This is a genomic window from Actinomyces sp. oral taxon 175 str. F0384, assembly GCF_000223355.1.
Taxonomy (GTDB): domain Bacteria; phylum Actinomycetota; class Actinomycetes; order Actinomycetales; family Actinomycetaceae; genus Actinomyces; species Actinomyces oris.
Window position 1 is genome coordinate 136,349 of record NZ_AFUR01000001.1, and the last position, 25,744, is coordinate 162,092.

The 25,744-nt window shown below is 71.3% G+C and carries 21 protein-coding genes; 13 read left to right on the forward strand and 8 right to left on the reverse strand.

Annotated elements, in window-relative coordinates; translation table 11 throughout:
• Positions 1–277 precede the first annotated feature (277 nt).
• From HMPREF9058_RS00575 to purQ, 6 genes are all read left to right on the forward strand, one after another.
• Complete coding sequence (locus HMPREF9058_RS00575) at positions 278–1,228, forward strand: phosphoribosylaminoimidazolesuccinocarboxamide synthase (RefSeq protein WP_009405742.1); 951 nt, start codon at positions 278–280, stop codon at positions 1,226–1,228.
• Entirely contained in the window at positions 1,225–1,914 is a 690-nt protein-coding gene (locus HMPREF9058_RS00580; protein ID WP_009747390.1) for a hypothetical protein, read from the forward strand. The genes HMPREF9058_RS00575 and HMPREF9058_RS00580 overlap by 4 nt, the downstream gene beginning before the upstream one ends.
• A complete protein-coding gene (locus HMPREF9058_RS13690; protein ID WP_009405568.1) occupies positions 1,911–3,149 on the forward strand; it encodes a hypothetical protein in 1,239 nt (412 codons plus the stop codon). Before HMPREF9058_RS00580 ends, HMPREF9058_RS13690 begins: the two co-directional genes overlap by 4 nt.
• Entirely contained in the window at positions 3,077–3,658 is a 582-nt protein-coding gene (locus HMPREF9058_RS00585) for a hypothetical protein (RefSeq protein ID WP_254654016.1), read from the forward strand. The genes HMPREF9058_RS13690 and HMPREF9058_RS00585 overlap by 73 nt, the downstream gene beginning before the upstream one ends.
• 87 nt (positions 3,659–3,745) lie before the next feature.
• A complete protein-coding gene (gene purS / locus HMPREF9058_RS00590) occupies positions 3,746–4,000 on the forward strand; it encodes a phosphoribosylformylglycinamidine synthase subunit PurS (RefSeq protein WP_009747555.1) in 255 nt (84 codons plus the stop codon).
• A 3-nt stretch (positions 4,001–4,003) separates the two neighbouring features.
• The gene (gene purQ, locus HMPREF9058_RS00595) at positions 4,004–4,726 is read left to right on the forward strand and encodes a phosphoribosylformylglycinamidine synthase subunit PurQ (protein ID WP_009406249.1); all 723 of its coding nucleotides are present in this window, start codon (positions 4,004–4,006) and stop codon (positions 4,724–4,726) included.
• 510 nt (positions 4,727–5,236) lie between these two features.
• Here the strand turns inward: purQ and HMPREF9058_RS00600 are convergent.
• From HMPREF9058_RS00600 to HMPREF9058_RS00620, 5 genes are all read right to left on the reverse strand, one after another.
• Positions 5,237–5,896 (reverse strand): DUF2461 domain-containing protein, encoded by a 660-nt coding sequence (locus HMPREF9058_RS00600; protein ID WP_009406288.1) that lies wholly within the window; start codon positions 5,894–5,896, stop codon positions 5,237–5,239.
• Positions 5,893–6,264, reverse strand: a complete 372-nt coding sequence (locus tag HMPREF9058_RS00605) for a TfoX/Sxy family protein (RefSeq protein WP_009405625.1) — start codon at positions 6,262–6,264, stop codon at positions 5,893–5,895. Before HMPREF9058_RS00605 ends, HMPREF9058_RS00600 begins: the two co-directional genes overlap by 4 nt.
• A gap of 21 nt (positions 6,265–6,285) precedes the next feature.
• On the reverse strand, positions 6,286–6,720 hold the full coding sequence (locus HMPREF9058_RS00610; RefSeq protein WP_009406375.1) for an SRPBCC domain-containing protein: 435 nt from the start codon (positions 6,718–6,720) through the stop codon (positions 6,286–6,288).
• Positions 6,713–7,048, reverse strand: a complete 336-nt coding sequence (locus HMPREF9058_RS00615; protein WP_009405462.1) for a helix-turn-helix transcriptional regulator — start codon at positions 7,046–7,048, stop codon at positions 6,713–6,715. Before HMPREF9058_RS00615 ends, HMPREF9058_RS00610 begins: the two co-directional genes overlap by 8 nt.
• A 177-nt stretch (positions 7,049–7,225) precedes the next feature.
• Positions 7,226–8,638, reverse strand: a complete 1,413-nt coding sequence (locus tag HMPREF9058_RS00620; protein WP_009405550.1) for a glycosyltransferase — start codon at positions 8,636–8,638, stop codon at positions 7,226–7,228.
• A 227-nt stretch (positions 8,639–8,865) separates the two neighbouring features.
• Between HMPREF9058_RS00620 and purL the strand changes: the two genes are divergently transcribed.
• Positions 8,866–11,226 (forward strand): phosphoribosylformylglycinamidine synthase subunit PurL, encoded by a 2,361-nt coding sequence (purL, locus tag HMPREF9058_RS00625; RefSeq protein WP_009406114.1) that lies wholly within the window; start codon positions 8,866–8,868, stop codon positions 11,224–11,226.
• 186 nt (positions 11,227–11,412) lie between these two features.
• Here the strand turns inward: purL and HMPREF9058_RS13560 are convergent, their stop codons facing one another.
• Complete coding sequence (locus HMPREF9058_RS13560; protein WP_175284658.1) at positions 11,413–11,934, reverse strand: hypothetical protein; 522 nt, start codon at positions 11,932–11,934, stop codon at positions 11,413–11,415.
• A 55-nt stretch (positions 11,935–11,989) separates the two neighbouring features.
• Here HMPREF9058_RS13560 and HMPREF9058_RS00635 point away from each other — a divergent pair, with 55 nt between their 5' ends.
• The 3 genes from HMPREF9058_RS00635 to HMPREF9058_RS00645 all read left to right on the forward strand — a co-directional run bounded on the left by HMPREF9058_RS00635 (position 11,990) and on the right by HMPREF9058_RS00645 (position 17,902).
• On the forward strand, positions 11,990–12,382 hold the full coding sequence (locus HMPREF9058_RS00635) for a VOC family protein (protein WP_009405993.1): 393 nt from the start codon (positions 11,990–11,992) through the stop codon (positions 12,380–12,382).
• Positions 12,383–12,928: 546 nt separating this feature from the next.
• Entirely contained in the window at positions 12,929–16,969 is a 4,041-nt protein-coding gene (locus HMPREF9058_RS00640) for a hypothetical protein (protein ID WP_043537552.1), read from the forward strand.
• A gap of 195 nt (positions 16,970–17,164) precedes the next feature.
• Positions 17,165–17,902 (forward strand): phosphatidylcholine/phosphatidylserine synthase, encoded by a 738-nt coding sequence (locus tag HMPREF9058_RS00645; RefSeq protein ID WP_009406105.1) that lies wholly within the window; start codon positions 17,165–17,167, stop codon positions 17,900–17,902.
• Positions 17,903–17,908: 6 nt separating this feature from the next.
• On the opposite strand, the gene HMPREF9058_RS00650 is transcribed toward HMPREF9058_RS00645, so the two are convergent.
• The gene (locus tag HMPREF9058_RS00650) at positions 17,909–18,910 is read right to left on the reverse strand and encodes a hypothetical protein (protein ID WP_009747424.1); all 1,002 of its coding nucleotides are present in this window, start codon (positions 18,908–18,910) and stop codon (positions 17,909–17,911) included.
• A 163-nt stretch (positions 18,911–19,073) separates the two neighbouring features.
• Between HMPREF9058_RS00650 and HMPREF9058_RS00655 the strand changes: the two genes are divergently transcribed.
• Positions 19,074–20,087 carry a TIGR01777 family oxidoreductase gene (locus tag HMPREF9058_RS00655; RefSeq protein WP_009406241.1) on the forward strand — a complete coding sequence of 338 codons (1,014 nt, stop codon included), beginning with the start codon at positions 19,074–19,076 and terminating at the stop codon, positions 20,085–20,087.
• Positions 20,088–20,129: 42 nt separating this feature from the next.
• On the opposite strand, the gene HMPREF9058_RS00660 is transcribed toward HMPREF9058_RS00655, so the two are convergent.
• Positions 20,130–20,963, reverse strand: a complete 834-nt coding sequence (locus HMPREF9058_RS00660) for a class I SAM-dependent methyltransferase (protein ID WP_009747576.1) — start codon at positions 20,961–20,963, stop codon at positions 20,130–20,132.
• A 187-nt stretch (positions 20,964–21,150) separates the two neighbouring features.
• On the opposite strand from HMPREF9058_RS00660, the gene gdhA reads away from it, so the two are divergent.
• Positions 21,151–22,488 (forward strand): NADP-specific glutamate dehydrogenase, encoded by a 1,338-nt coding sequence (gene gdhA / locus HMPREF9058_RS00665; protein ID WP_009405620.1) that lies wholly within the window; start codon positions 21,151–21,153, stop codon positions 22,486–22,488.
• A 351-nt stretch (positions 22,489–22,839) separates the two neighbouring features.
• Positions 22,840–25,269 carry a 5'-nucleotidase C-terminal domain-containing protein gene (locus tag HMPREF9058_RS00670; protein ID WP_009406327.1) on the forward strand — a complete coding sequence of 810 codons (2,430 nt, stop codon included), beginning with the start codon at positions 22,840–22,842 and terminating at the stop codon, positions 25,267–25,269.
• Positions 25,270–25,744: the final 475 nt, after the last annotated feature.

Consider the following 25,744-nt stretch of genomic DNA (forward strand, 5'->3'; position numbering starts at 1 on the left):
CCGTGCCCCCTCGCCGGATGGGAGGGGCGGGTTCCGGCGCCGGTGTTGACCCACGTCAGCCCCTTGTCCGGCCGACCGGAGCGGGTGGGAGGTGAGAGCCGCTCCCATCCCGTCGGTGGGATTTACTCCGGTAGCTCCCCGACTCCCACCGACGACCCGACCCGGACAAATGCGTGCAATGGCGCGGTATTTGGATGATCCTCCAAGGGTGAACCCTGCGGGCGCCGCCGCGGCCCGGGACCGGACACAGGGTGCCCGCCGATGGCAGGATGGGGGCATGACTCAGTCCGCGAGTTCCGCCTCAGTCGGTCCCAGTGCCTCAGCAGCCGGCTCCCTGCCTCCCACCGTCCCCGGGTGGGAGCACCGCTCCAGCGGCAAGGTCCGGGACGTCTACGCCCCCACCTCCGATGGCCCGTGGGGTGGGCAGGACGTGCTCCTCGTGGTCGCCTCGGACCGCATCAGCGCCTACGACCACATCCTGGCGACCCCGATCCCGGACAAGGGCAAGGTCCTCACGGCCCTGAGCGCCTGGTGGTTCGAGCAGCTCGCCGACGTCGTCCCGAACCACCTCGTCTCCCTCGACGTTCCCGCCCAGGTCGCCGGACGCGCCATGATCTGCCGGCGGCTGGAGATGTACCCGGTCGAGTGCGTGGCCCGCGGCTACCTCACCGGCTCCGGCCTGGTCGAGTACCGACAGGGCCGCTCCGTGTGCGGCGTCGCCCTGCCCGAGGGCCTGACCGAGGCCTCCCGCCTGCCCGAGCCGATCTTCACCCCCGCCGCCAAGGCCGAGCTCGGGGAGCACGACGAGAACGTCACCTTCGAGCGCGTCGTCCAGATGGTGGGGGAGGGGCCCGCCACCGCCCTGCGCGAGACCACTCTGGCCCTCTACTCCCGGGCCGCCGAGATCGCCTGGGACCGCGGCATCATCCTGGCCGACACCAAGTTCGAGCTCGGCACCGACGCCGACGGCGACCTGGTTCTGGGCGACGAGGTCCTCACCCCCGACTCCTCCCGCTTCTGGCCAGCCGACGCCTGGGAGCCCGGCCGGGTCACGCCCTCCTTCGACAAGCAGTACGTGCGCGACTGGCTCACCTCCCCGGCCTCCGGCTGGGACCGGGACGGCGGCCAGGAGCCTCCGGCCCTGCCCGCCGACGTCGTCGAACGGACCCGAGCCCGCTACCTCGAGGCCTACGAGCGGCTGACCGGCCACCCCCTGGAGCTGTCATGACCACGACCTCACCCGCATCGGAGCTTCCCGATACCGGGAGCACCACCCGCGCCTTCAAACCGGGGCCGGGCTTCTACGTCCTGGTCGGTCTCATCGTCCTGACGGTCGTGCTGGCACTGTCGGCCGCCATCACCTCAGCCCTCGGGGCGGCCGGGACCTCCCGGGTCCTGGGTGGTATCGCCCTGGTCCTCGTGGGGCTGGGCATGCTGGCCTCCTTGAGGCTCTCCGCCCGCTCCCTGGTGGTCAATGCCCCCCGCCTGCGGCTGGAGCGCAACCGGGTCCGGGCGGCCCGGGCCCGGCAGGGCGACGAGTCCTCCAAGAAGGGAGGCAGTGCCAAGGGCGCCCGCAGCAAGGGGGCCAAGGGCTCCCAGTCCTCCCAGCGGGGCTCGGGAACCGACGGCGCAGCCCTTCCCGGCACCGATCTGGCAACGCTCACCGTGCCGGGAACCAAGGTGCTCGTGCCCGAGTCGACCGGCCGGCGTGAGCTGACCACCCTCGACGTGGTCTCCGGCCCCCTCACCACCGCGCTGGCCGCGACGTCGTTCGGGCGTGCGGCCGACGAGCGCCTGGCCGGGACCTCCACCGGCGAGACCCTCATCCGTGTCGGCCAGCTCCTGCTCGGCGCCACCGGCTTCGTGCTCGTGGCCCTGGGGCTCGCCTCCATCCTGGGACAGGTGATCTCATGACCCCTCGTGACCGACGTCCCGACAACGAGCAGGGGTCCGTCAACTGGGGCATCATGCCCAAGCGGACCCCACGGCCGAAGAGCGCCTCCGCCCGGCCCGGCGGCAACGGGCTGCTGGAGGTCGTCCGCTCCGGCAACAACCCGGCCCCCACCGGCTCGTCCGCCTCGGCTACCTCATCCGCCTCGGGAGTCTCCGCGGCCTCCGCCGCCGGCTCGGCCGCCAGCTCCGCCGGCGCCCATGATGCGAGCGGTGCGGCAGTCATGACGGAGGAGGACCTGCGCTCGGCCGCGGCCCAGGCCATCGCCTCAGGAACCGCTGACGCCGTCGACGCCGCCATCGCCATCGACCTGGCCGACGTGTCCGACGAGCCCACCGGCTGGGCCGGCTCTGCCCTGTCCGCCGGTTCGCCCGCCTCCCCGGTCGCCCTGCGCGCCGTCGGCGGACCTGCTGACACCCCCGGGGGCCACGGTGCGTCCGTCCCGACGGGCGACCCGGACTCGCTCCCCGCCAGGGCCGCCGGCACCGCTGGCGCCCCCTCCTCCCCGGCGACCCAGCGGCAGCGGACTGCGGCCGCCAACGGCGCCGAGAGCCGTTCACCGCGACCCGTCGTGCGCCCCACCGCCGTCGACGGGCCCGGCAGCGCACCCCAGACGGGAACCACCACCACCCGCGTCTTCACCATCTCCCAGGGCAAGCCCGAGGCCGTGCCCAGCAGTGCCTCCACGGCATCCGCGGCATCTGCGGCCTCTGTGGCGGCTGCGCCGCCGCCGTCGGCGACCGCAGCACCGGCCGCACCCGCACCCGCACCCGCACCAGCGGCACCGGCCGCCTCGGCCCCCAGCGCCGCAGCCCCCTCCGCCCGCGGCCGCGGCTACCAGACACGCCCCAGTGCCGCCACCGCTTCCCCCGCAGCGCCCACGAGCCCTGCGGCCCAGCCCGAGGAGGACGCCGGCATCCTGGCCGAGTCCAGTGCTTGGGAGGCGGCCACCAACGCCCTGGACGCCGACGAGATCAAAGCCCAGGGAGGCACTGACTGGGGGGTGGGCGCGGCCCCGCCAAGGGACGCGGACCCCGTCGCCCCTCCTCGGGCACTGACTGGGGCGTGGGGCGCGGAAGCGCCAAGAGCTCCAGCGCCCGGACCCGCTCCCCGTGGCCGGCGGCCGTGCGCCGCCAGCGCCTGGCCGGCGTGGCCTTCGCCCTGCTCGGCCTGGTCCTGGCCACCGCCTCGGCCATGAACCTGGCCCGTAACGCCGAGGCCGGACACCCGTGGATCCCGCCGTGGCTCGTCGCAGTCCTCGGCGGTGCCGGGCTGGTGGCCGCCGCCGGGTACCTGGCCTGGGCCGGAGGCACGCCTGTGCGCCGTGAGGCCGAGCGTTGGAAGCCCGGTGTGCTCGACGCCGCCGCCGGCCTGACCACCGGGTCCGTCAAGGTCCACGACCCCGCCCGACTGGTGGCCCGCGCTCGCGGACCGCTCCTTCCGGGCACCTCCGGGCGCGGCGACGAGACGGCCCCCACTGTGGACTCCGGTCCCACACCGGTCATGGGCACCTCCACCGTCGACCAGTCCCTCCACGCCCCCGCCGGTGTTGCCGGCGCCGTGGGCGGGTTCATGCTCGCCAGCGCCGTGGTCTGCGCCGTCGTCGCCCTCATCCTGGGCTCCAGCTGGCTCATCGCCACGGCCGCCCTCACCCTGGGTGGAGTCGTGGCGATTCGGTTGGCAGGCGAGTGGCTCGGCCAGGTCTGAGCCACTTCGAGACCGCAGGCAGTGTCCCGGGCTGCATACGGGTAGTCTTGGGCTGCGCACTCATCCCGCCTGATCCGAGGAGCACCCATGGGACGCATCGTCGTCGAGGTCATGCCCAAGCCCGAGATTCTTGACCCCCAGGGCAAGGCGGTGGTCAGAAGCCTTCCCCGCCTCGGCTTCGAGCAGTTCACCGGGGTGCGGCAGGGCCGTCGCTTCGAGCTGACCGTGGACGGTCCCGTCACCGAGGAGCACCTGGCCGCCGCCCGCGAGGCCGCCGACACCCTCCTGTCCAACCCGATCATCGAGGACGTCGTCTCCGTCGCCGCTGACGAGGAGGCCTGAGCCGTGAGTGACTCGCTCAGCAGCTCTCCTGCTGCCCGCATCGGCGTTATCACCTTCCCAGGGACGCTCGACGACGTCGACGCCGCCCGCGCCGTGCGCCTGGCCGGCGCTGAGGCAGTGAGCCTCTGGCACAAGGACGCCGACCTGCGCGGGGTCGATGCCGTCGTCGTGCCCGGAGGCTTCTCCTACGGCGACTACCTGCGCTGCGGCGCCATCGCCCGCTTCGCCCCCGTCATGGAGGAGGTCGTGGCCGCCGCCGAGCGCGGCATGCCGGTGCTCGGCATCTGCAACGGCTTCCAGATCCTCGCCGAGGCCCACCTCCTGCCCGGCGCCCTCCTGCGCAACGCGAACCAGCGCTTCTTCTGCTTCGAGCAGCGCCTGCGCGTGGAGACCACGCAGACCGCCTGGACCAACCGGTACGCGGAGGGGGAGGAGATCGTCGTTCCCATGAAGAACGGCGAGGGCAACTTCATCGCCTCGCCCGAGGAGCTCGACCGCCTCGAGGGGGAGGGCCTCGTCGTCTTCCGCTACGTGGGCAACCCCAACGGCTCGGCCCGCGACATCGCCGGCGTACGCAATGAACGCGGCAACGTCGTCGGACTCATGCCCCACCCCGAGCACGCCGTGGAGCCCGGTTTCGGTCCCGACTCGCAGGCCGGTCCGCGCACCGGGACCGACGGTCTGGGAGTCTTCCGCTCCGCCATCGACTCGCTGCTGGCCGTCTGACGACCCCGTATCCGGCACCCACCCCTGACAGCCCTCAGGGGTGGGTGCCGAATCATTCCCTGCCGCGTTATCCACAGATCCGCCTCGCGCCTGTGTAGAACTGTGGAGAGAACCGGGCCGCCCCTTGCTCGGCGGACCTGGTCGTGACCGTGCTCAAGTTGCATGGCGATGAGGAATGTGCTGTGGCGGCTTCCGGGGGCTCCGCCTCGGGATGACCGAGAGGGCGAGTGCGACTGATTGGATGATTGTCCCGGATTTTCAGCCAAAACTCGGTGTGTAGAGATGTCTCGTCAAGGTGGAGTGGGCGCTGCGCGGGGAGGTGTCTGCGGGGGTGTCCGCCCGGGGTGCTGGCACCGAGCGGGTGTTGTGCACAGGTGGAATGGCGACATCCCACAAGCCCCCACAGTCATGCACAAGCCTGTGGACACGACCTGTGGATAACTCGGCCCGCGATGTGATGAAGTCCCCTGGGCCGGCCCCTCCAGTGCGCGACTGCTGTCCGCTCCCCGATCAGTGATCGTGGGGTGAGACGTTCTCGTCGAGCCATGCCCTGAGAGGCTCGACGGCGGCCCAGGTGTCTCGAATCCTCTCGTGTACCTGGGGAGTGTGCATCCAAGTGTCGGTGGGCCAGTCCTGAACGACTGCGGCCCCTTTCCATCTGAGGAAATTGATACGGGGGTGGTCGGTCGACCAGCCTCGCGGTGCGTTTTTCAATGGCTGGTCGGCGCCGGGTGAGACGGGCAGCCCCTGTGCGGCGAGCTCTTGGGTGAGCTCCTCGAAGCGGATTCCGCTGATGTCGGCATCGATGGCGCCCCTGAAGCGGCGAAGTTGGTCGGCGGTCATCCGCATGGCTCCGTAGCCGGTGGTGATACCGGTGGTCGACACACTGAGGTAGTAGCCGATTCCGCCGGTGGCCTGAGGGGTGCTGGTAGCGCCTGTCCAGAGCTTGTAAGGGGCCTTGTCGCGGGCGAAACGCAGGTCACGGTTGGGGCGGAACATGCGCAAAGGACCGAACTCTGCGGAGAGCTCGTCAACCAATGCACTCATAGGGGCTTTCACGTCCCGCTGCCAACGTTGCTTGTTGGCGTCCCAGAAGTCCTTCGAGTTGTCCTGCGCCAGGTCGGCGAAGAACTCGAAAAGGGCTGTCGGTAGCCCTTGGAAGGTGCTCATGATTCGTCGCTTCCCGATTGCCCGCCAGTGACGGCACGGTTGTGCTGCATCGCGGCGTCAACCCAGAAGGTGAGGCGGTCGTCGTCGGCGATGGCCTCGGGTGCGACGGTGATCCATCCGGCTCCCATCTCTCGCCCGGCGCCCATGTGGGCCTGCTCGGCGCCCGGCTCGCCCAGGAGCGTCTCGTGGCGGTCCGCGGCGACGCGCACCAGGAGGTCCCCGGTCTTCCCGGCGCTGACGATCATCTTGTCGTTGACCATGATCGCGCGGCCTCCGAACATGGGGACCTCGCGCACATCCGGTTTGTCATCGACCAGCGCGCGGACGCGCTGAACGAGGTGGTGTTGCTTGGGTGTCATGGCTGCCATCGCTTCGTCTCCTGTTGGCGGTCAGTTGGTCAAGGGCTGCCAGTTGTCCGGGCCGGCGTCTCCGCCCGCACCGGCAACCTTGAGGCGAGGCATGAAGTGGGCCCAGCCGTGCGCGTGCCCGCGGACCTCGGACTCCGGCAGGTCGAGGTGGCGCAGGTCCACACGCGTGCCACCAGTGATCGGAGTCAGGAGGAACTCGACCTTGGAGGTGCCGGCGGGCAGCTCGTCGCTGCCGGCGAATCCCCACGAGACCACCACGCGCTGGAAGGGCTCGACCACGAGGTACTCACCCCGCACGGGGTAGCCGGCGATGTCGACCGCGAATCGGCCGCCCGGCGTCGGATCGAGATCGGCGTACTGCCCCATCCACGCCGTCATGCCCTCGTTGGTGGTGAGGTACTTGAAGACCGCCTGCGGGGGTGCCTCGATCTCGATGGAGTCCTGAAACTCAGCCATGCTGCTTCTCCTCTCGCTGCTCGACGGCGGACTTGAGGGCCGTCAGCCTCTCGGGCCAGAAGTCGTCGAGGTAAGAGCGCACGGCTGCAAGTCCATCCGTGTTGAGTGCGTACAGGCGGCGCGTGTGATCGGTGGTGACGGTCGCCAGTCCCGCTTTCTGAAGAGTCCGGAGATGGTGCGAGGCGGTCTGCTGCGACAGTCCAACTGCCTGTGCGACGGCGCCGACCGGCTGCGGCCCTGAACGGATGACGCGTAGGATTGCCCGACGGTTGCCGTCAGCCAGCGCTCGCAGCGTCATGTCGACGTCGATCGTCTCTGGTGCTCCCACGCGCTCCTCCTCGGCTGACGTCCCCACACTAACACAAATGGATATTTGTACTCATGAGCGCTTGTGTGCCGGTATGGGTCGCCACGGCTGCTGGTCGGTTCTTCTGAGGTGCCTCAGGCGACGGCGGTCGGCCGCCCCTCGGAGCGACCGACCGCCGAGTGTCTCGTTGCTGGCTCATCAGCCCACCAGGTCGGCCACGATCTGCAGGAGGTCCTGCAGGTGCCGGTTGGACAGGAACTCCCGGCGCACGGACTCGTGGGCGGCCAGCCCCATCTCCTGGGCCCGCTCGGGGAAGAGCAGCAGGTCGCGCACGGCTTCCGCCCAGGCGGCGCCGTCGGCCGGGTCGACCAGGACGCCGTCGACGCCGTCGTCGATCTGGTCGCGGATGCCGCCCACCGCGGAGGCGACTACCGGGGCCTTCTTCCACATCGCCTCGGCCACGGTCAGTCCGAAGGCCTCGATGAGGGAGCGCTGGGTGACGACCGAGCTGACTCGCTGGACGGCGTTGACGACGGTGGCGTTGACCTCCCGGTCCTCCATGCTCACCGCGGCCACGTGGATCCGCGAGGCGACCGATTCCGGCAGCACCGAGCAGCGCTCCACGATCTGGGTGAGGGTGGCCTGCGACTCGGGACCGTCCGGGGTCGGGCCGACCAGCAGCAGGTGGGCGTCCTCGGGCAGCACGGCGATGTTCTCGGCGAAGGCCTCCACCAGCTCCAGGCCGCCCTTGAGACGGTCCCAGCGGTTGACCTGGGTGACGACCCGGGCACCCAGCGGCACCGGACCACCGGCCAGGACCGGTTCGTCGGCCAGGCCGCGGAAGGCGTCGGCGCGCCCGTCGTGACGCATGAAGGGCACCGCCTCGAAGGGCGGCTCGCCGGCGAAGAGCCCGGACAGGCGCGCCACCGACCAGGCCTCGTCCAGGTCCAGGACCCGGTTCTTGGGGGAGTCGGCGTCGATGGAGGGAGCCAGGACCGCGCAGCGCTCGGCCTCGATGTAGGGCGGCCGGTACTCGGGGCGGGAGACGATGACGAGGTCCACGTCCTCCAGGTAGCGGTCCAGGAAGGCCCAGGCGTAGTCGGCGGCCTCGCCCGCGCCCTCGGCCCCGGCGTGGCAGCGCCAGATGACCGTGGCGCCCGCCGCCTTGAGAGCCTTGGCCAGCCCCGCCGTGGGTGGGTCGTGAAGGATGACGACGTCGTCGGGGCGGACCTCCTCGACGATGTTCTCCGCGTTGGAGGCCAGGACGTGCTCGTAGATGTCGCGCTGCTTGTCCCCGAGCTTGCCGCCGTCGCCGTGGTCCCCGTGGATGCCGGCATGCAGGCGGGCCGCGATCCGGGTGAACTCCTCGGGGGCGTCCAGGGTCAGCCAGCGCACGTTGAGGCCTGCACCCAGGGAGTAGCCCACGAGGGGGGCGACCGTCTCCGCCGGCCCCGAGCCGGCGGCTGCCGACGGCGTGACCGTCCACACGGTGCGCCCCTCCAGCAGGGCCTCGGCCCCCGTCAGGCTCGTGTGCAGTCGTTTGATGGCCACCTCGTCCAGGTGGCTCTCCAAGTGCGACAGGGGCAGCGGGGCGACGTCGATGTCTCTCATGACACGATCTTCCCCCGAAATCCTGTGAGGCGCAGCACTTTGGGTGTGGGCGTGGCGTCTTGTTGCTGTTTCGGCATTCTTCTGGCTGGATTCCGCAGAGCGCCGATCGGGCTCGCGTGGAGTGCTCGGGGTGTGCGGGGCTCGGTCCCGCGCGGGTGGTGGTGTGAGGTTCCGTGGGCGTGGGTAGGCTTGGCCCGGCCGCACTCCCTCGTCAACCAGGAGCCCCCATGGCGTCCGAGCCCATGATCCCAGCCGCCCACCCCGACACCGTCGCCGACGCCGCCGCGACGCCCGAACGCGAGATGCCCTGGAAGGAGCTGGGCCTCAAGGCCGACGAGTACGAGTCCATCCGCGAGCTGCTGGGGCGCCGCCCCACCAACGCCGAGCTGGCCATGTACTCGGTTATGTGGTCCGAGCACTGCTCCTACAAGTCCTCCAAGATTCACCTGCGCCAGTTCGGCGCCAAGACCACCCCCGAGATGCGCGAGCACCTCCTGGTCGGCATGGGGGAGAACGCCGGTGTCGTCGACATCGGTGACGGCTGGGCCGTGACCTACAAGGTCGAGTCCCACAACCACCCCAGCTACGTCGAGCCCTACCAGGGGGCCGCCACCGGAGTGGGCGGCATCGTGCGCGACATCATCTCCATGGGCGCGCGGCCCGTGGCCGTCATGGACCAGCTGCGCTTCGGCGCCGTCGACCACCCCGACACCGCGCGCGTCGTCCACGGCGTCGTGGCCGGCGTGGGCACCTACGGCAACTCCCTGGGCCTGCCCAACATCGGCGGCGAGACCGAGTTCGACTCCTCCTACCAGGAGAACCCACTGGTCAACGCCTTGTGCGTGGGCGTGCTGCGCCACGAGGACATCCACCTGGCCAACGCCACCGGCGCCGGCAACAAGGTGGTGCTCTTCGGTGCCCGCACCGGCGGGGACGGCATCGGCGGGGCCTCCATCCTGGCCTCGGAGTCCTTCGAGGACGGCATGCCCGCCAAGCGCCCCAGCGTCCAGGTGGGCGACCCCTTCATGGAGAAGGTCCTCATCGAGTGCTGCCTCGACCTGTTCGGCGCCGGGCTCGTGCTCGGCATCCAGGACCTGGGCGCCGCCGGCATCTCCTGCGCCACCTCCGAGCTGGCCTCCAACGGCGACGGCGGCATGCACGTCGACCTGGAGAAGGTGCTCCTGCGCGACCCCACCCTGACCGCCGGGGAGATCCTCATGAGCGAGTCCCAGGAGCGCATGATGGCCGTCGTCGCGCCCGACAAGCTCGAGGAGTTCATGGCCGTCATCGACAAGTGGGACGTCGAGGCCGCCGTCATCGGGGAGGTCAACGGCTCGGGCCGCCTGACCATCGACCACTTCGGGGAGCGGATCGTCGACGTCGACCCGCGCACCGTGGCCCACGAGGGCCCCACCTACGAGCGCCCCTACGCCCGCCCCGCCTGGCAGGACGCGCTCAACGCCGACACCACTGAGCGCCTGGCCCGCCCCGAGTCCACCACCGAGCTGGCCGAGCAGGTGCGCGCCGTCGTCACCAGTCCCAACCAGGCCTCCACCGCCTGGGTGACCGACCAGTACGACCGCTTTGTGCGTGGCGACACCGCCCTGTGCCAGCCCGACGACGCCGGCGTCATCCGCGTCGATGAGGCCTCCGGCCGCGGCGTGGCCATCTCCACCGACGCCAACGGCCGCTTCACCAAGCTCGACCCCGCCACCGGCGCCGCCCAGGCCCTGGCCGAGTCCTACCGCAACGTGTGCACCGTGGGCGCCCGGCCCCTGGCCGTCACCGACTGCCTCAACTTCGGCTCGCCGGAGGACCCCGACGCCATGTGGCAGCTCGTCGAGGCCATCACCGGCCTGGCCGACGCCTGCGCCGTCATGGGCGTGCCGGTCACCGGCGGCAACGTCTCCCTCTACAACTCCCACGGCAAGGTCAAGGGGCAGATCGACTCCTCGATCAACCCCACGCCCGTCGTCGGCGTCCTGGGCGTCATGGACGACGTGCGCCGTGCCAACCCCTCGGGCTGGCACGAGGAGGGCCTGGCCATCATGGCCCTGGGCACCACCGCCGACGAGCTCGACGGCTCGGCCTGGTCCCGCGTGGTCCACGACCACCTCGGTGGGCTGCCCCCGCGCGTCGACCTCGAGGCGGAGATGGCGCTCGGGCGGGTCCTGCTGGCCCTGAGCGAGGCGGAGGGCCCCGGCGGCGAGCCGCTGGTGCGCGCCGCCCACGACTGCTCGACCGGCGGCCTCATCCAGACCCTCGTGGACTCCTGCCTGCGCTGCGGCGTCGGCGCCAGCGTGGACCTGACCGCCATCCAGGAGGAGGGCGTGGACGACTTCACCGCCCTGTTCTCCGAGTCCGGGGCCCGCGCGATCGTCGCCGTGCGCGAGGAGCTCGTGCCCGCCGTCACCGCGGCCGCCGAGGCCGAGGACGTCGCCGTGGCGCGCCTGGGGACCACCGGCGGCGACCTGCTCGTCGTGGCCGGCAGTGACCTGCTCTCCGACGGCGGTGCCGGGCGTCCCCTCGTCCTGGACCTGGCCGAGCTCGGGGCCGACGTCGAGGGTGTCCTGCCGGCGCTGTTCTGAGACCCGTTCGCCGTCGGGGACATTCTCGTGCAGCCGGGGACCTTCGACGCCGTCGGGGACGGGAATCCTGTCCCCGGACGCGCAGGATGGCCCCGCCCGGAGTGACACGCACCCGGCCGCGTGGAATGCCCCCGTCGGTCAGCATGTCCCCGTCGGTCAGCCCCGCTGCGTCGGCGACGTGCCTCCTTACCGCGCCACCTCAGGTGTCGACGCATGCCGGTCGAGCGTCACAGCCGAGGCCAGGAGCACCACCGCGGGCAGGACGTTCACCAGGTAGCGCCCGTCGTACCAGATGACGTGGTCGGGCGCCGCTGACATGACGAGGTAGGTCAGAGAGACCGACAGGGAGATGCCGGCCAGAACCATGCTGAGTGCGGCCGCGCCCACTGCTCGGTCGGTCGTGGCGAGGTATATCGCTATGAGAACACCCATCAAGGCCAGGAACAGGACCACGCCACTGATCGCCTGCGGGAAGGCAAGATCGACAGAGCTCGTCAGTCCGTTTTCGTAGTCCTGAGTAGGCTTGGCGGAGCCATTGCTGGAACCAAGGGACATCGTGGCGCTCACCATCTGAACTCCCCAAGCGATCAATGGGATCGAGGCCCACACGGTGGTCGATCGCGTGCGTCGCGAGGAGGGGGTGGCTGTGTCATCGGAGGGCGAGGAGGTTGGGGAGTTCTCGGAGGAGGGGGCTGCGGAAGATGTCATGGCTGAAGCCTGTCAATGCGCCCGCCGTGTATCAACCAGTGGGTAGCCTGGAGGCATGATCGATCATGCCTCTGTGAATGTCAGTGATCCGGCGGCCTCGAAGGCCTTCTATGAGGCGGCGCTCGCGCCGCTGGGCTACCGCGTCGTCATGGAGTTCGGGCCCGTCACCGGACTGGGCGGGCCGATGCCCGGCGCGCCGGAGGACGCCCCGATCCACGCCGACCTGTGGCTGGCCCCGGCGGAGAACCCGACGCCCTGCCATATCGCGCTGGCGGCGTCCTCGACGGCGCAGGTGGACGCCTTCCATGAGGCGGCCCTGGCGGCGGGCGGCACCGACAACGGCGGTCCCGGCGAGCGCCCGCACTACCACCCCGGCTACTACGGGGCCTTCGTCCTCGACCCCGACGGCAACAACCTCGAGGCCGTCTTCCACGGCGCCGGCTACTGACCGCCGCCTGCGCGCCTCACCTCCGCTGGGTGAGCCCGCCGTCGGGGACATTCCTCTACAGCCGGGGACATTTCTGTACGGACGGGGACATTCGACGCCGTCGGGGGACGGGAATCCTGTCCCCAAACGCGCAGGATGCCCCCGCCCGGAAGGACACGCACCCGGCCGCGTGGAATGTCCCCGTCAGTGTTGGTGGCAGGCCCGGAGATGGTGGGGAGGAGGAGTCTGCGGTACGGGAGGCGGCGGTGTTGGGCTCGCGCGGCGCCTGAATTGACATCGAGGCCGCCCCGGAGACAATTCCCGCCAATTCCCCGGGAGTCTCAGGAAGATATCGAAGCGGCGGGCGCGCCGGCCGAGGCAGGCAGTGCAACGCCCTCCCGCACCCGCCCGAACGGGGCGCGGTGGTGCGGAAGGCGGCGTCTCAGCGTGTCGCGCACCCGGCGTGGCGCCCTCTCAGCCGCGGATTTGCCAGATATCACTCAGGTAACTGCTCGCAATCGGCTCAAGATGCCGCAGATACCTCGCAGAGATCTCTAGACTTCAACCATGACTGTGCCTTCAGAGACCTCGACGACGATCGACCCTCGTGAGGTGTCACTGTATGCCGGCCACTTCGACGCGCTGTGGGGTGTGGCCTGGAGCCCGGACGGCACGCGGCTCCTGTCCGGATCGCACGACGGCACGGCCCGCGTCTGGGACGCGAACCGCGGCACCGAGCTGTTCGCCCTGGCCGGCCCCAGCCTGTCCATCAGCGCAGTGGCCTGGAGCCCCGATGGCACGCGGCTGCTCACTGCGGCGGAGGACCACAGCGTGCGCGTCTGGGATGCGACCACCGGCGCCGACCTGCTGACCCTGGGGGTCGGCGGCTCCGGCGTGGGCGGGGCGGTGGCCTGGAGCCCCGACTCCACCCGCATCCTCACCAGCTTCGACGACGCCTCGGCCCGCATCTGGGACGCCACCAGCGGTCAGGTGGTACGCACCCTGTCAGGGCACACCGAGCACCTCACTGCGGTGTCGTGGAGCCCGGACGGGACCCGCGTGGCCACCGCCTCCGACGACGGCACCGCCCGCGTCTGGGACGTCACCACCGGCACCGAGCTGCTGCGAGTGGGCCCCATGGCCTTCGTGGGGCGCGGCGCCACCATGGGCCCCGACGGCAGGCCGACCCACGTCGGCCCGATCGAGCCGATGACCGGCCTGTCATGGAGCCCGGACTCGCGCCGCATCATCACCGCCTTCGACTCGGCCGAGCCCCGGGTCTGGGACGCCGCTACCGGCGAGGAGGTCCTCAGCCTCCATGGCCGTGAGCGCCGCTGGGTCAGCGTCGTCTCCTGGAGCCCCGACGGCAGCCGCATCATCACCGACGACATCTCCGGCACCACCGCCCACATCTGGGACGCCGCCACCGGCGAGGAGCTGCTCAGCCTGCGCGGCCACAACCAGTGGGCCTGTGCCCTGGCCTGGAGCCCGGACTCGAGCCGTGTGGCCACCGGCTCGCACGATGACACCGTGCGCGTCTGGGACGCCGCCACCGGCCAGACCCAGCTCGTCCTGGGGGCCGGTAACTCCGTGGAGACCGTCTCCTGGAGCCCGGACGGCACCAGGCTCAGCATCGGCGCCAAGATCGGCGGCAACCGCGTCTGGGACGCCGCCACCGGTCAGCCGCGCCTCACCGTCGACAACGGTGCCCGGGAGCTGAGCGAGGTCGTCTGGAGCCCGGACGGCACCCGCCTGGCCACCTCCTCCTACCTCTCGCCGCGCGTCCTCATCCTGGATGCCTCCACCGGCGACGTCGTCCAGGCCCTGACCGCCGGGGAGGACGACGTCAACGACATCGCCTGGAGTCCGGACAGCGAGCGCATCCTCACCGGACTGGGGGACGACCGCGCCGCGATCTGGGACGCCGCCCGCGGCGAGCGCCTCCTGACCCTCGAGGGCCACAGTGACATGATTACCTCGGTCGCCTGGAGCCCCAACGGCCAGCGCGCCCTGACCGGCTCCCAGGATGGGACAGCCCGCATCTGGGACGCCGCCACCGGCGAGGTCATCCACACCTACACCGGCAACTGGGTGCGCGACGTCGTGTGGACTCAAGGGGGCCCGCGTGTCGTCACCGGCAGCGCCGACGGCGCCGCCCACGTCTGGGACGTCATCACCTCCGGCGAGCTCGTGACGCTGCGCGACGCCGCCGCCATGGTCCGCTCCTACGCCTGGAGCCCCGACGGCACCAAGGTGCTGGCCGGCTTCGACGACGGCGTCGTGCGCGTGTGGGACGAGGTCTCCGGCAAGGTCGTCCTGTCCCTGGCCGGCCACCGTTTCGGCGTCACCGACGCGCAGTGGAGCCCCGACGGCACCAGGATTCTCACCGGCTCCGAGGACGGCACCGTGCGCCTGTGGGACGCCACCACCGGCGAGATGACCGGGCTGTTCCTGTGCTTCCTGCCCGACGGCGGGGTCGCCATCCTCGACGCTCCCTCCCTGAGTCTGCGCTCGGGCCCCGGGGAGGTTTGGGACTACCTCGGCCGCCCCGAGATCCTTGCCGGCCAGCTCACCCGCGTGGGCGTGGAGCGGCGCCAGTTCCTCAACCACGACCCGTTGCCCGAGGCCGTCGCGGAGCCGTCCCCGGCCGAGGCCGCTGACGAGGACCCGACGGCGCCCGAGCCGGTTGATGAGCCCCAGGTTCCCGAGGAGTCTCCGGCTCCCGAGAACACCGAGCCCTCCGAGGCGCCGGAGGTGCCGGAGGCCGACGCGCTCGGCGAGCCCGCCGTTGCCCCCTCCGTCTTCGCCGCACCCGCGCAGCAGGAGACCGAGCCTGCCCCGGCCCAGTCCGGTGCCGACGTCGAGCAGCCCGTCGCTTCCCAGTCCCCTGATGACGCCCCCGCCCAGGCGGATGCCCCCGCCCAGGCCCCGGAGCCGTCGGCCCCCGCTGGTGATCCCCTCATCGAGGAGGCTCCCGCCCAGGCGCAGGACCCGCAGGTCGAGGAGTCCGGCTCCACCGAGGCCGAGGACTCCGAGATCCCCGCACCGGCCCCCGCCCCCGAGGCGGTGGATCCGGCCGCAGCCCACCAGGCCCGGCACGCGGCGGAGACCGCTCACACGCCGGCCGAGGCCGCTGAGACCCCTGAGGCCCCCGATGCCCTCGGGCAGCCGGTCGCGCCGGCCGAGACCGAACCGGTCGCCGCGCCGACGGGGGAGACCCTCCTTGTCCAGCCCTTCCCCGTGGACCAGGGCCTCGTGGACGGTGAGGTGAGCGCCCCGGCCGTGACGCCGCCCGCGATGGTTGAGATGCCGCAGAGCTTGACCGCTCCCGAGAAGGAGCAGCAGCCCGTGCTGAGCACCTCAGAGGCCAGCCAGGAGGTCGACGCTGAGGCCGGTGCCGACGCGCTCGCCGTCCCGGCTCCCGTCACGGAGCCCGCTGACAACGCGCGCCGGGCCCGGCATGCCGCCGCCACGGCTCAGACCCCGGCCGACGCCGCCTCGGAGCACGTCGTCGAGGACGGCGCTGAAGCGGCCGTGACCGCCGAGCCTGAGCTGGCTCTGCCGACCGAGGTGGCCCAGTCCTCCGGCACGGCCGAGTCCGCCTATGAGCCGGTGGCGATCCCCGCCGTCGAGCATGCCGGTGGTGAGCCTGTGGCCGCGCCCACCGGTGAGACTGTCGCCCCCGACCAGCTCGAGCTCTCCCTGACCCCGGCCGACGCCGCCGGCCACGAGGGCGATGAGGTCACCCTCGACCTCTCCGAGGAGGCCGGTGGGCCGGCGCCGAAGCAGGCCCCCGAGGTCGTTGCCCCAGTCGAGGCGACGGTGCCGCCCGTCGCGGACACCGCTGAGACGGCGCGCGCCGCTGGCCCTGTGGACGTCACCGACGTCGCCGAGGCTACCGATGTGGCCGACGCGGCGGCCCCCGAGGTGCCGGTGCCCTCCGGCGCTGAGGCCACCTCCGCGCCGACCGTTTCAACGCCTGAGGGCGAGCTCGAGGACCACGCGGTGCCGCCAGAGGTCCAGGCTGAGCAGGCCCCGGCCGAGCAGGTCCCCGCCGAGCGCCCGCAGGGCCAGGAGAACTCGGACAGGCCGCTCGAGTCCGCGGAGACTGAGGCCGCTCAGACCGCGCAGGCCGAGGCTGCCGCCGAGGACCGGCCGAGCGCCGAGGAAGAGCCGGCCGAGCCCGCTGAGCCGGCCGAGCCCGCTGAGCCTGCCGAGCTGACTGAGCCGACCCCGGCGCCCTGGGGGAGCGCGGACCTGCGCCAGCGGATCTACACCGAGGTCCAGGAGTTCGTCGCCGCCATCGCGCGCCGTGACGTCAACGAGCTGGCCAGTCGCTACGGCATGGCCGGCAACGACCTGGCCGGCCTCGATGAGCAGCTGGCGGGCCTGTCGAGCCCCGCGTCGGACCTGACCCTCTACCCCCTTGAGCAGGCCGACGACTACGTCGACGGCCACCACCGCCTCGACCTCAGCGAGCTGGAGGGCGGCGGCGTCGTCATCAGCAGCGAGCTGTGGGCCCACGATCGGCCCTGCGGTGCGCGCCTCATCGCCCACTGGAACCCCATGGGGATCTACCCCTTCGACTTCCGCAACGTGAGCATGTGAGTCATCTCCCGTGCGCCTCCCCGGCGCCCGGCACATCGAGTGCGCCCCCGACCGGCAGGTACGGGGGCGCACTCGCCTCTCGAGCGGTCCGAGGGAGACGGGGATCGCTCAAGAGTGGCGCCGGGGGATAGGTGCCGGGGCTGTGAACCGCATAGACTTCCGGCCGTCAGTGTTATCCACCGAGAGGGGACGTCTGTGTCGACGGCGCAGTACCCGGCACGGGCCCGTGTCGCCGCCTGGGCAGTGCACATCTTGACCATGTCCGGACTGGTGTGGGCCAGCCTGGCCATGCTCGCCACCATCCACCCCCGCCGGGAGTTCACGTGGATGTGGGTCTGGCTGCTCGTCGCCCTCGTCGTCGACGGCGTCGACGGCACCCTGGCCCGGCGCGCCCGGGTCTCCGAGATCATCCCCTGGTTCGACGGCGGCATCGTCGACATCGTCGTCGACTACCTCACCTGGACCTTCATCCCGGCGGTCTTCATGTACGTGGCCCTGCCAATGGGCCCCAGACCGTTGGCGGGACTGCTCATGGCCCTCGTCCTGAGCTCGTCGATGTTCTGCTACGCCAACAAGCAGTGGAAGTCCACCGACTACTACTTCGTGGGCTTCCCGGCCGCCTGGAACATCGTGGCCCTCATGTTCTACGTGCTTCAGACCCCGGCGGTCTTCAACATCATCGTCACCCTCATCTTCGTGGTGCTGACCCTGGTGCCCACGCACTACGCGCACCCGGCCCGCGTCAAGCGCTTCCGCGCCCTCAACATCGGTGCGGTGGCCGTATGGTTCCTGGCCACCTGCTGGCTGGTGGCGATCTACCCCTACCGGCCGCTCAGCCTGGTCGCTGTCCTCATCGTCTCGGGCGGGTGGTTCCTGCTTGCCGGGGTGCTGCGCTCGATCCGCGGGGAGGAATCGACTGCGGCAGCGGCGTAGGCCGGACTAACCGTCCCCGGGGGCGCGCAGCCCCCGGGCGACCGCCACGTCGCGCAGCCAGCGGCCGCCCTCCAGCAGGAAGGTGGCCAGCACCAGGCCGATGACCACCATGATGACCCAGCCGGGGTACTGGTTGCCGTGCCCGTCGTCGCCGGCCAGGAAGAAGTACACGTAGGGCGCCACGAAGGTGATGAGGGTGACGAGGAAGCCGGCGAAGCGGATGCGGCGCCGCTTACCCGCCACCATGGCGATGATCCCCCACGTGTAGGGCACCGCAGTGACGATGTCGATGGCCCACAGCACCCAGGGGTTGCCGCGGAAGCCGGGGGCGTAGACGGCCGGGAGCGCCCGCAGCGAGGAGTAGATGAACACCGTCGCGTAGGCCAGGAAACGGGGGTTGTGCAGCAGGCGGACGATGCCGGCGCGCGGCACCAGGTCCACCTTCGCCTCCTGCAGGGCAGCCAGGGTGTGCCGGGAGACGCGCAACGGGTCCGTCCCCTCCAGCACAGTGCGCAGGTAGCGGATCTGCTCAGGCGTCCCGGTGGCCCACTCGTCCAGGAGACGGCGCGGGCTCACGGCGACGACGACGCTGCCCTCGCCCTGAGCGGCCCCGTCGGTCCGCGGTGCCTCGACGCCGTCGGGCGCCTGCGGGGAGGCGACGTGGACGAGGTGCTCACCCAGGACGCTCCGCAGCAGCCCTAGTCGCTGCGTGGGAACCTCGCTCAGCCACAGGCGCTGCCCGTGCTCCACGGCCAGAGACAGGGCGTGCCCCAGGGCCCAGCCGCGCTCGTCGGGCGCCAGCAGCTCCTCAGGGGCGGAGAGCTGGGCCAGCTCGGGCACCTCAGCGACGTTGAAGCGCGTCAGGTCGCCGACCCGGTCGACGGCCGCCACCGTCCGCAGGACCTCGGGGTCCAGGACATGGCGCCGGGTGACGGGAAGCTCCGTGACGGAGCGCAGAGCCATCAGATCCATCACGGAGGAGCGGGAAGCGGGGGTGTGTTCGGGCATTGGGAAGAGCCTAAAGGAGTGGGTGCCCGTTGTGTGCATCCTGTGAACCGATACGGCTCACTCCTGGCCAGAAGAGAGCGGAAACCCGCCTCCTCTTGCGTCGTCGGTAGGGGCGCGGCCGGGACCGGGGCCCGTGGGGCGGCCGAGCGCCTAGGCTGAGTACATGAGTACTCACGCCACCCCCTCAGAGCGGTCCAGCCGGCGCGGCGACCCGGGGTTGCTCGTCGTGGCCGGAGCGGGCCTCATCGGATCCCGCCTGGCGGACCTGGCCCGGGACAGCGGCTGGAGGATCCGGATCCTCCACCGCAGCGCAGCGGGCCAGGCGCCGCGGGAGGGCATCGAGGTCGATGACTCCGGCAGGGAGCACGCCTGGTGGGCACCCGCCGAGCGCCTCCTGCCGCCCAGCGCCCTGGAGGGCGCCAGGGCCGTGGTCTGCCTGTCGGGCGCCCCGATCGCGCCGCGCCCCTGGACACCGGCGCGCCGTCGCGAGCTGGCGGCCTCACGCCTGTCCACCACCGCCCTCATCGCCCGGGTCGCCGCGGGCCTGCCCCCGGCCGGGCGGCCCGAGGTCCTGCTGAGCGGATCGGCCACCGGCTTCTACGGGGACCGGGGCGACGAGATCCTCACCGAGGCCAGCGGCCCTGGTGAGGGATTCCTGTCCGAGCTGTGCCGGCGCTGGGAGTCCGTTGCGGGCCCGGCGGCGAGAGCCGGTCTGCGCACGGTCCAGTCCCGCACGGGCCTGGTGGTCAGCTCCTCGGGCGGGCTGGGGAGGATCCTCGGTGCCGCCTACCGGGTCGGGGCGGGGGCCCGGCTGGGCCGCGGTGACCAGTGGCAGCCGTGGATCGCCCTGGAGGATGCCGCGGCCGGGCTCCTGTGGGCCATCGAGCACGACGACGTCCGCGGGCCGGTCAACCTGACCGCGCCCGAGCCGCTGCGCAACCGCGACCTCCACCGGCTGCTGTCGCGCGCCGGCGGCCCGCCCTCGGTGGCGGTGGTGCCCCAGCTCCTGCTGGACCGGGCGGGCAGGGCCGGGGCGGCCGGGGGTGCCGGAAGCGTCGGCGGCATGCTCGCCGAGCTGCTCGGTGCCTCCCAGCGCGCAGTGCCTCAGGCGCTGCTCGCCTCCGGATTCCGCTTCACCGCGCCGGACGCGGCCTCGATCTGGGCGCTGGGCACCTGACGCCCGCCCGGTGCCGGTCGATCCCGCGCACCCGCACTCAACTCAGACGCGCGCCAGGACCTCACCGTGCACGACGACGAACCAGGCGTCCTCGCTGTCTCCCCACTGCCGCCACGCCTGGGCCATCGCCTCCAGGTCGGCCCCGTCCGCCAGTCCCAGCTCGACGGCCCGCGGACCGAAAGAGGTCAGGCACCGCTGCGCCCAGGTCTGCGACTGCCAGGCCCGATCGGCGGGCGTGGCGTAGCACCAGGTGGAGGCCGAGGCCGTCACGTCGGTGAAGCCCGCCGCCCGGGCCCAGGACAGTAGCCGGCTCCCGGCGTCGGGCTCGCCGCCGTTGGCCCGGGCGGTGGCCATGTAGACCGAGCGCCACTGCTCCATACCCGTGGGCTCGGGGAACCAGGTCATGGCGGAGTAGACGGCGTCGCGCACGGCCACGATCCCGCCGGGGCGGGTGACGCGGCGCATCTCGGCCAGGGCGCCCACCGGGTCCGCGAGGTGCTGAAGGACCTGGTGGGCGTGGACGACGTCGAAGGAGGCGTCCTCGAAGGGCAGGGCCATGACGTCCCCGCAGGTCAGCTCCACCTGCTCGGACAGGCCCCGTTCGCGAAGCGTCGCCCGAGCCGCCTCCAGGGCGCCGGCCGCGGCATCGAGGGCCACGACCCGCCCCGGGGCGACGCGCTCGGCGAGATCCGCAGTGATGGACGCCGGCCCGCAGCCGACGTCGAGCAGGTCCATGCCCGTATGCAGGTGGGCAAGCAGGTAGGCGGCCGAGTCCGCCGCGCCGCGCCGCGAGTGCGCGCTGAGCACCGCCGCGCTGTGGCCGTGGGTGTAGCGGGCCGTCTCGCCTGAACCGTCTGGAAGCTGTTCACTATTCATGTCTCCAGATCCTCCAGGAATGTGATCTGTGTTGCGTGAATGTCCGGAATGCGGCCTTTGCGACGGCTATGTTTCCTCCGGATCGCGAGATGTTTCGTCTCAGTGAACGTCTCGGTGGAAGTCTTCTCGCGGCGCCGCGGCGACCAGCCAGGTGCTGAGCTTATTCCGCTAGGCGAAGGAGTCCCCCATGCAGGACGTTGTCGAAAAGGTCTATGAGCAGGTTGTGGCTCGCAACCGTGGAGAGGTCGAGTTCCATCAGGCCGTCCACGAGGTGCTCGAGTCCCTCGATCCCGTCATCGCCAAGCACCCCCACTACGCCGAGGGCGCCCTCCTGGAGCGCATCGTCGAGCCCGAGCGCCAGATCATGTTCCGGGTTCCCTGGGTCGACGACGCCGGCCAGGTCCACGTCAACCGCGGCTTCCGCATCGAGTTCAACTCCGCGCTGGGCCCCTACAAGGGCGGCCTGCGCTTCCACCCCTCGGTCAACGCCGGCATCATCAAGTTCCTCGGCTTCGAGCAGATCTTCAAGAACGCCCTGACCGCCCAGGGCATCGGCGGCGGCAAGGGCGGCTCCGACTTCGACCCGCACGGCCGCTCCGACGCCGAGGTCATGCGCTTCTGCCAGTCCTTCATGACCGAGCTGGCCCGCCACATCGGCCCCTCCACCGACGTGCCCGCCGGCGACATCGGCGTGGGCGGCCGCGAGATCGGCTACATGTTCGGCCAGTACAAGCGCCTGCGGAACTCCTACGACGCCGGCGTTCTCACCGGTAAGGGCCTGGCCTGGGGCGGCTCCCTCGTGCGCACCGAGGCCACCGGCTACGGCACCGTGCTCTTCGCCCAGTCCATGCTCGCCACCAAGGGCGAGTCCCTCGAGGGCAAGAAGGTCCTCGTCTCCGGTGCCGGGAACGTGGCGATCTACGCCATCGAGAAGGCCCAGCAGCTCGGCGCCACCCCCATCACCTTCTCCGACTCCTCCGGCTACGTTGTCGACGAGGCCGGGGTGGACCTCGAGCTGCTCAAGCAGGTCAAGGAGGTCGAGCGCGGCCGCGTGGCCGACTACGTCGAGCGTCGCCCCGGTGCCCGCCTCGTGACCGGCGGCTCCGTGTGGGACGTCCCCGGCGACGTCGCCCTGCCCTGCGCCACCCAGAACGAGCTCGACGGCGACGCCGCGAACACCCTGCTGCGGGGCGGCTGCGGCGTGGTCTCCGAGGGCGCCAACATGCCCTCCACCCCGGAGGCCGTCGAGGCCTTCCAGAAGGCCGGCATCCTCTTCGGTCCCGGTAAGGCCGCCAACGCCGGTGGCGTGGCGACCTCTGCCCTCGAGATGGAGCAGAACGCCGGCCGCACCCGCTGGGACTTCGCCACCGCCGAGGCCAAGCTGACCGGCATCATGGCCGACATCCACGACTCCTGCGTCGCCGCGGCCGAGGAGTACGGCCGCCCCGGCGACTACGTGCTCGGCGCCAACGCGGCCGGTTTCACCCGCGTTGCCGACGTCATGATCGCCCACGGCATCGTCTGATACCTGGCTGATCGGGGCTCGCGCCCACAGCGACGGCGTCCGTCGCCTCTGAGAACGAGGCGGCGGACGCCGTCGTTGTCGCGTGGGACGGGGCGTGGGCATGGGAGGGGAGTGGGATCGACGCTCATGGCAACCATCCGCGCGGCTCGTTCCTCGCCTCGCTCCCGCGGTGGAGGCATGGCCCGACGGCGTGGACGGGCACCCGGGGGAGGCGGGTACGAGCGCCGTCTGATGAATGTCAGTGAGTGCCACGAAAAATAATGCCCCGTATCGCAGGGGCGCATACGGTGACCCATGTTCCTCTCCTCACCTTCTCCCGGGTCACCATCCCTCCGCCTGACAAGGAACGACATGCGACTGCGCCCCACGCGGGCCGTCAGGGTCAGCGCCGTCATGTGCGCGCTGACTCTGACAGCCCTCAGTCCCTTCCCGCTCAACCCTCCTGCCGGTGCTGACGAGGCGGCCGCCCCGGCCGACTCTCCGGCCGCCGGCGCCACCACCATCGACCTGCTGGGCATCACCGACCTGCACGGCCACATCTCCCGAACCACTCAGACGGACAGCGCCACCGGACAGACATCCGTTGAGGACCCCGGTGCTGTCACGCTGGCCTGCGAGGTCTCCTCCGCCCGCGCCGCCAACCCCAACACGCTGTTCGTCTCCGCCGGAGACTCCGTGGGCGGATCGGCCTACGTCTCCTCCATCCTCCAGGACCGCCCCACCATGGAGGCGCTCAACGCGATGTCCCTGGATGTCTCCGCCCTGGGCAACCACGAGCTCGACCAGGGCCTGACCGACCTGGAGACCCGCATCCTGCCCGCGTCGAACTTCCCGATCCTGGCCGCCAACGTCTCCGGCTCGACTCCCTTGAGCGCCGAGGGCGGCGGCAAGGGGACCTTCATCAAGGAGGTCGGCGGTGTGCGCGTCGGCTTCGTCGGCGTCGTCACCGATGAGCTTCCCACCCTCGTGTCACCCTCTGCCCTGTCCACCCTCACTCTGAGCCCAGCGGTCGCCGCCGCCAACGCCCGTGCCGCCGACCTCAAGGACGGCGACCCGGCCAACGGTGAGGCCGACGTCGTCGTCGTGCTCAGCCATGAGGACGCGGCCTCCACGGCCACGAGCTTCTCCAAGAATGTCGACGCCGTCTTCTCCGGGCACACCCACGTGCCCTTCGCCAAGACCGTCACCGGCGCCGAGGGCAACCAGATCGCCGTCGTCCAGGCCGACCACTACGGCTGGGCGCTGGGACGCATCCGCCTGAGCTATGACCCCGCCAGCCGGAAGACCTCAGTGGTCAGTGCTGACAACGAGGACCTGCGCAGCTCGAGCTGCACCACCGATGCCTACGGCGTCGCCGGAATCGTGTCCCAGGCGGAGAAGGACTCCGCCGCCGAGGGCGGCAAGCCGCTGGCCAAGATCGGCTCGGACTTCCTGCGCGGCTCGGACGGCTCGGGCCCCGGCGCCAACCGCGGCACCGAGTCCACCGCATCCAACCTCATCGCTGAGTCCTTCCGCAGCTGGGTCGCCACCGACATCCAGCCCACCGGCTCCACCCGCTACGTGGGCATCATGAACCCCGGCGGCGTGCGCGCCGACCTGCTCTACGCCGCCTCCGGCTCGGAGGGTGATGGGGTCCTGACCTCGGGGGAGGCCTACACCGTCCAGCCCTTCGGCAACGAGATGGCCTACACGACCCTCACCGGCGCCGAGCTCAAGGCTCTGCTGTCCCAACAGTGGCAGCCCGGCTCCAGCCGCCCCGTGCTCACCCTGGGGCTGTCCAGGAACGTCGACGTCCTCACCGAGGCCACCACCGATCCCGCATACGGGGGCGAGCCCGGAGCTGCCCCCGCGATCCGCGAGATCCTCGTCGACGGCAAGCCGCTGGCCGACGGCGACAGCGTCGTCGTCGCCTCCAACTCCTTCCTGCTGGCAGGAGGCGACGGCTACACCGTCCTGAAGGACAAGCCCGCGACCAACACCGGCGTCCTCGACCGCGACGTCACCTCCGCCTACCTGGCCTCCTTCGGCGACAAGCCCGTCACAGCCGACTACTCCAAGCGGCAGACCGCGATGACTGTGGGGCCCGTGTACATCAGCTCAGGTGGCGCGCGCAGCACCGACACGGTCTCCGTGACCCTGGACTCCCTGGCCTACACCAACCCCACCGAGCAGGCCGCCGGCGCCCGGCGCGTGCGCGTCAGCGCGGGGGATCAGGAGATCCTGACCAAGGACCTCGACCTCACCGTCAACCCCACCGGCCCGACCACCGGGCGGGTCGACTTCAACCTCACCTTCCCGGCCGACGCCCCCACGCGCGCCTGCCGCACGGTCCAGGCCACCACCTGCCGCTGGGCCTCAGTCGAGACCCTCGACGCCGCAGGCACGGTTCTCAATCGCTTCTCGGTCGAGATCGAGGATGAGGATGCGGCTGACCCTGGAGCGGACTCGGGAGACAGCACGGCGACGGGCGCTGACGCTGCGGCGGACGGGGCCGGCGGCAAGGCGGCATCCACCCCACAGGGCGGCCCTGGTGCTGGTGAGACCTCTGTGGGCGGCGGCACCGAGCCGTCTGCGGGGAGCGGCGCGCAGCCCGCAGCCACCGCCACTCCGACCGCGTCCGGAGCGCCCGCCCAGGCGGCCGGAGCCGAGCGTCCGAACCAGGCGGCCGGCGATAGTCCTCTGGCCCGCACCGGCGCCTCACTCGGTGCGGGGGTACTCGCCCTCGCCCTGCTCGTCGTCGGCGGCTACCTCATCCTGCGCCGCAGACGGCAGGTCGCCTGACGCTGCCTGACGCCGGCTGACTCGGCTGATGCCGGCTGGGTCAGGCTGACGCAGACCGCTCCAGGCTGACCCGCAGCGACACGCGGATCGAGACTCGTGCCCGCCTCCCCACTCGGGGGGGCGGGCACGAGTGCTGTCTGCGGGGCGTCGACGACGGGGCGTCACCGGGGATGGTTCGGGCGGCCCGGGCGGCCGGGGTTGTGGGGACTGCGGTTCGCGCCGAGGACGTACTTTCCGGTCGGGGACTGCGTTCTCCTCCAGGCTACTGGGATCTCACCGTCGTCTTTTGGGGGAGAACGCAGTCCTGGTCGCAGAAGGACGTCCTCGATGGGGCGGTGGTGCCCGTTGGGCGGACCCTGTTCTCAAAACAACCTATGGATTGTATTGTGGATCACAAAGGGGTAGACGTGTATGTCTGAACGGACATACTCTTACGTCTGTTCAAACATTCAGGGTCGAGTGGATGCCCGAACGG

Excerpts from the sequence above, each read along its gene's own strand:
- HMPREF9058_RS00575 (WP_009405742.1), top strand. The coding sequence starts at position 278 with ATGACTCAGTCCGCGAGTTCCGCCTCAGTCGGTCCCAGTGCCTCAGCA.
- HMPREF9058_RS00580 (WP_009747390.1), top strand. The coding sequence starts at position 1,225 with ATGACCACGACCTCACCCGCATCGGAGCTTCCCGATACCGGGAGCACC.
- HMPREF9058_RS13690 (WP_009405568.1), top strand. The coding sequence starts at position 1,911 with ATGACCCCTCGTGACCGACGTCCCGACAACGAGCAGGGGTCCGTCAAC.
- purS (WP_009747555.1), top strand. The coding sequence starts at position 3,746 with ATGGGACGCATCGTCGTCGAGGTCATGCCCAAGCCCGAGATTCTTGAC.
- HMPREF9058_RS00600 (WP_009406288.1), bottom strand. The coding sequence starts at position 5,896 with ATGAGCACCTTCCAAGGGCTACCGACAGCCCTTTTCGAGTTCTTCGCC.
- HMPREF9058_RS00605 (WP_009405625.1), bottom strand. The coding sequence starts at position 6,264 with ATGGCAGCCATGACACCCAAGCAACACCACCTCGTTCAGCGCGTCCGC.
- HMPREF9058_RS00610 (WP_009406375.1), bottom strand. The coding sequence starts at position 6,720 with ATGGCTGAGTTTCAGGACTCCATCGAGATCGAGGCACCCCCGCAGGCG.
- HMPREF9058_RS00620 (WP_009405550.1), bottom strand. The coding sequence starts at position 8,638 with ATGAGAGACATCGACGTCGCCCCGCTGCCCCTGTCGCACTTGGAGAGC.
- purL (WP_009406114.1), top strand. The coding sequence starts at position 8,866 with ATGGCGTCCGAGCCCATGATCCCAGCCGCCCACCCCGACACCGTCGCC.
- HMPREF9058_RS13560 (WP_175284658.1), bottom strand. The coding sequence starts at position 11,934 with ATGACATCTTCCGCAGCCCCCTCCTCCGAGAACTCCCCAACCTCCTCG.
- HMPREF9058_RS00635 (WP_009405993.1), top strand. The coding sequence starts at position 11,990 with ATGATCGATCATGCCTCTGTGAATGTCAGTGATCCGGCGGCCTCGAAG.
- HMPREF9058_RS00640 (WP_043537552.1), top strand. The coding sequence starts at position 12,929 with ATGACTGTGCCTTCAGAGACCTCGACGACGATCGACCCTCGTGAGGTG.
- HMPREF9058_RS00650 (WP_009747424.1), bottom strand. The coding sequence starts at position 18,910 with ATGCCCGAACACACCCCCGCTTCCCGCTCCTCCGTGATGGATCTGATG.
- HMPREF9058_RS00655 (WP_009406241.1), top strand. The coding sequence starts at position 19,074 with ATGAGTACTCACGCCACCCCCTCAGAGCGGTCCAGCCGGCGCGGCGAC.
- HMPREF9058_RS00660 (WP_009747576.1), bottom strand. The coding sequence starts at position 20,963 with ATGAATAGTGAACAGCTTCCAGACGGTTCAGGCGAGACGGCCCGCTAC.
- gdhA (WP_009405620.1), top strand. The coding sequence starts at position 21,151 with ATGCAGGACGTTGTCGAAAAGGTCTATGAGCAGGTTGTGGCTCGCAAC.
- HMPREF9058_RS00670 (WP_009406327.1), top strand. The coding sequence starts at position 22,840 with ATGCGACTGCGCCCCACGCGGGCCGTCAGGGTCAGCGCCGTCATGTGC.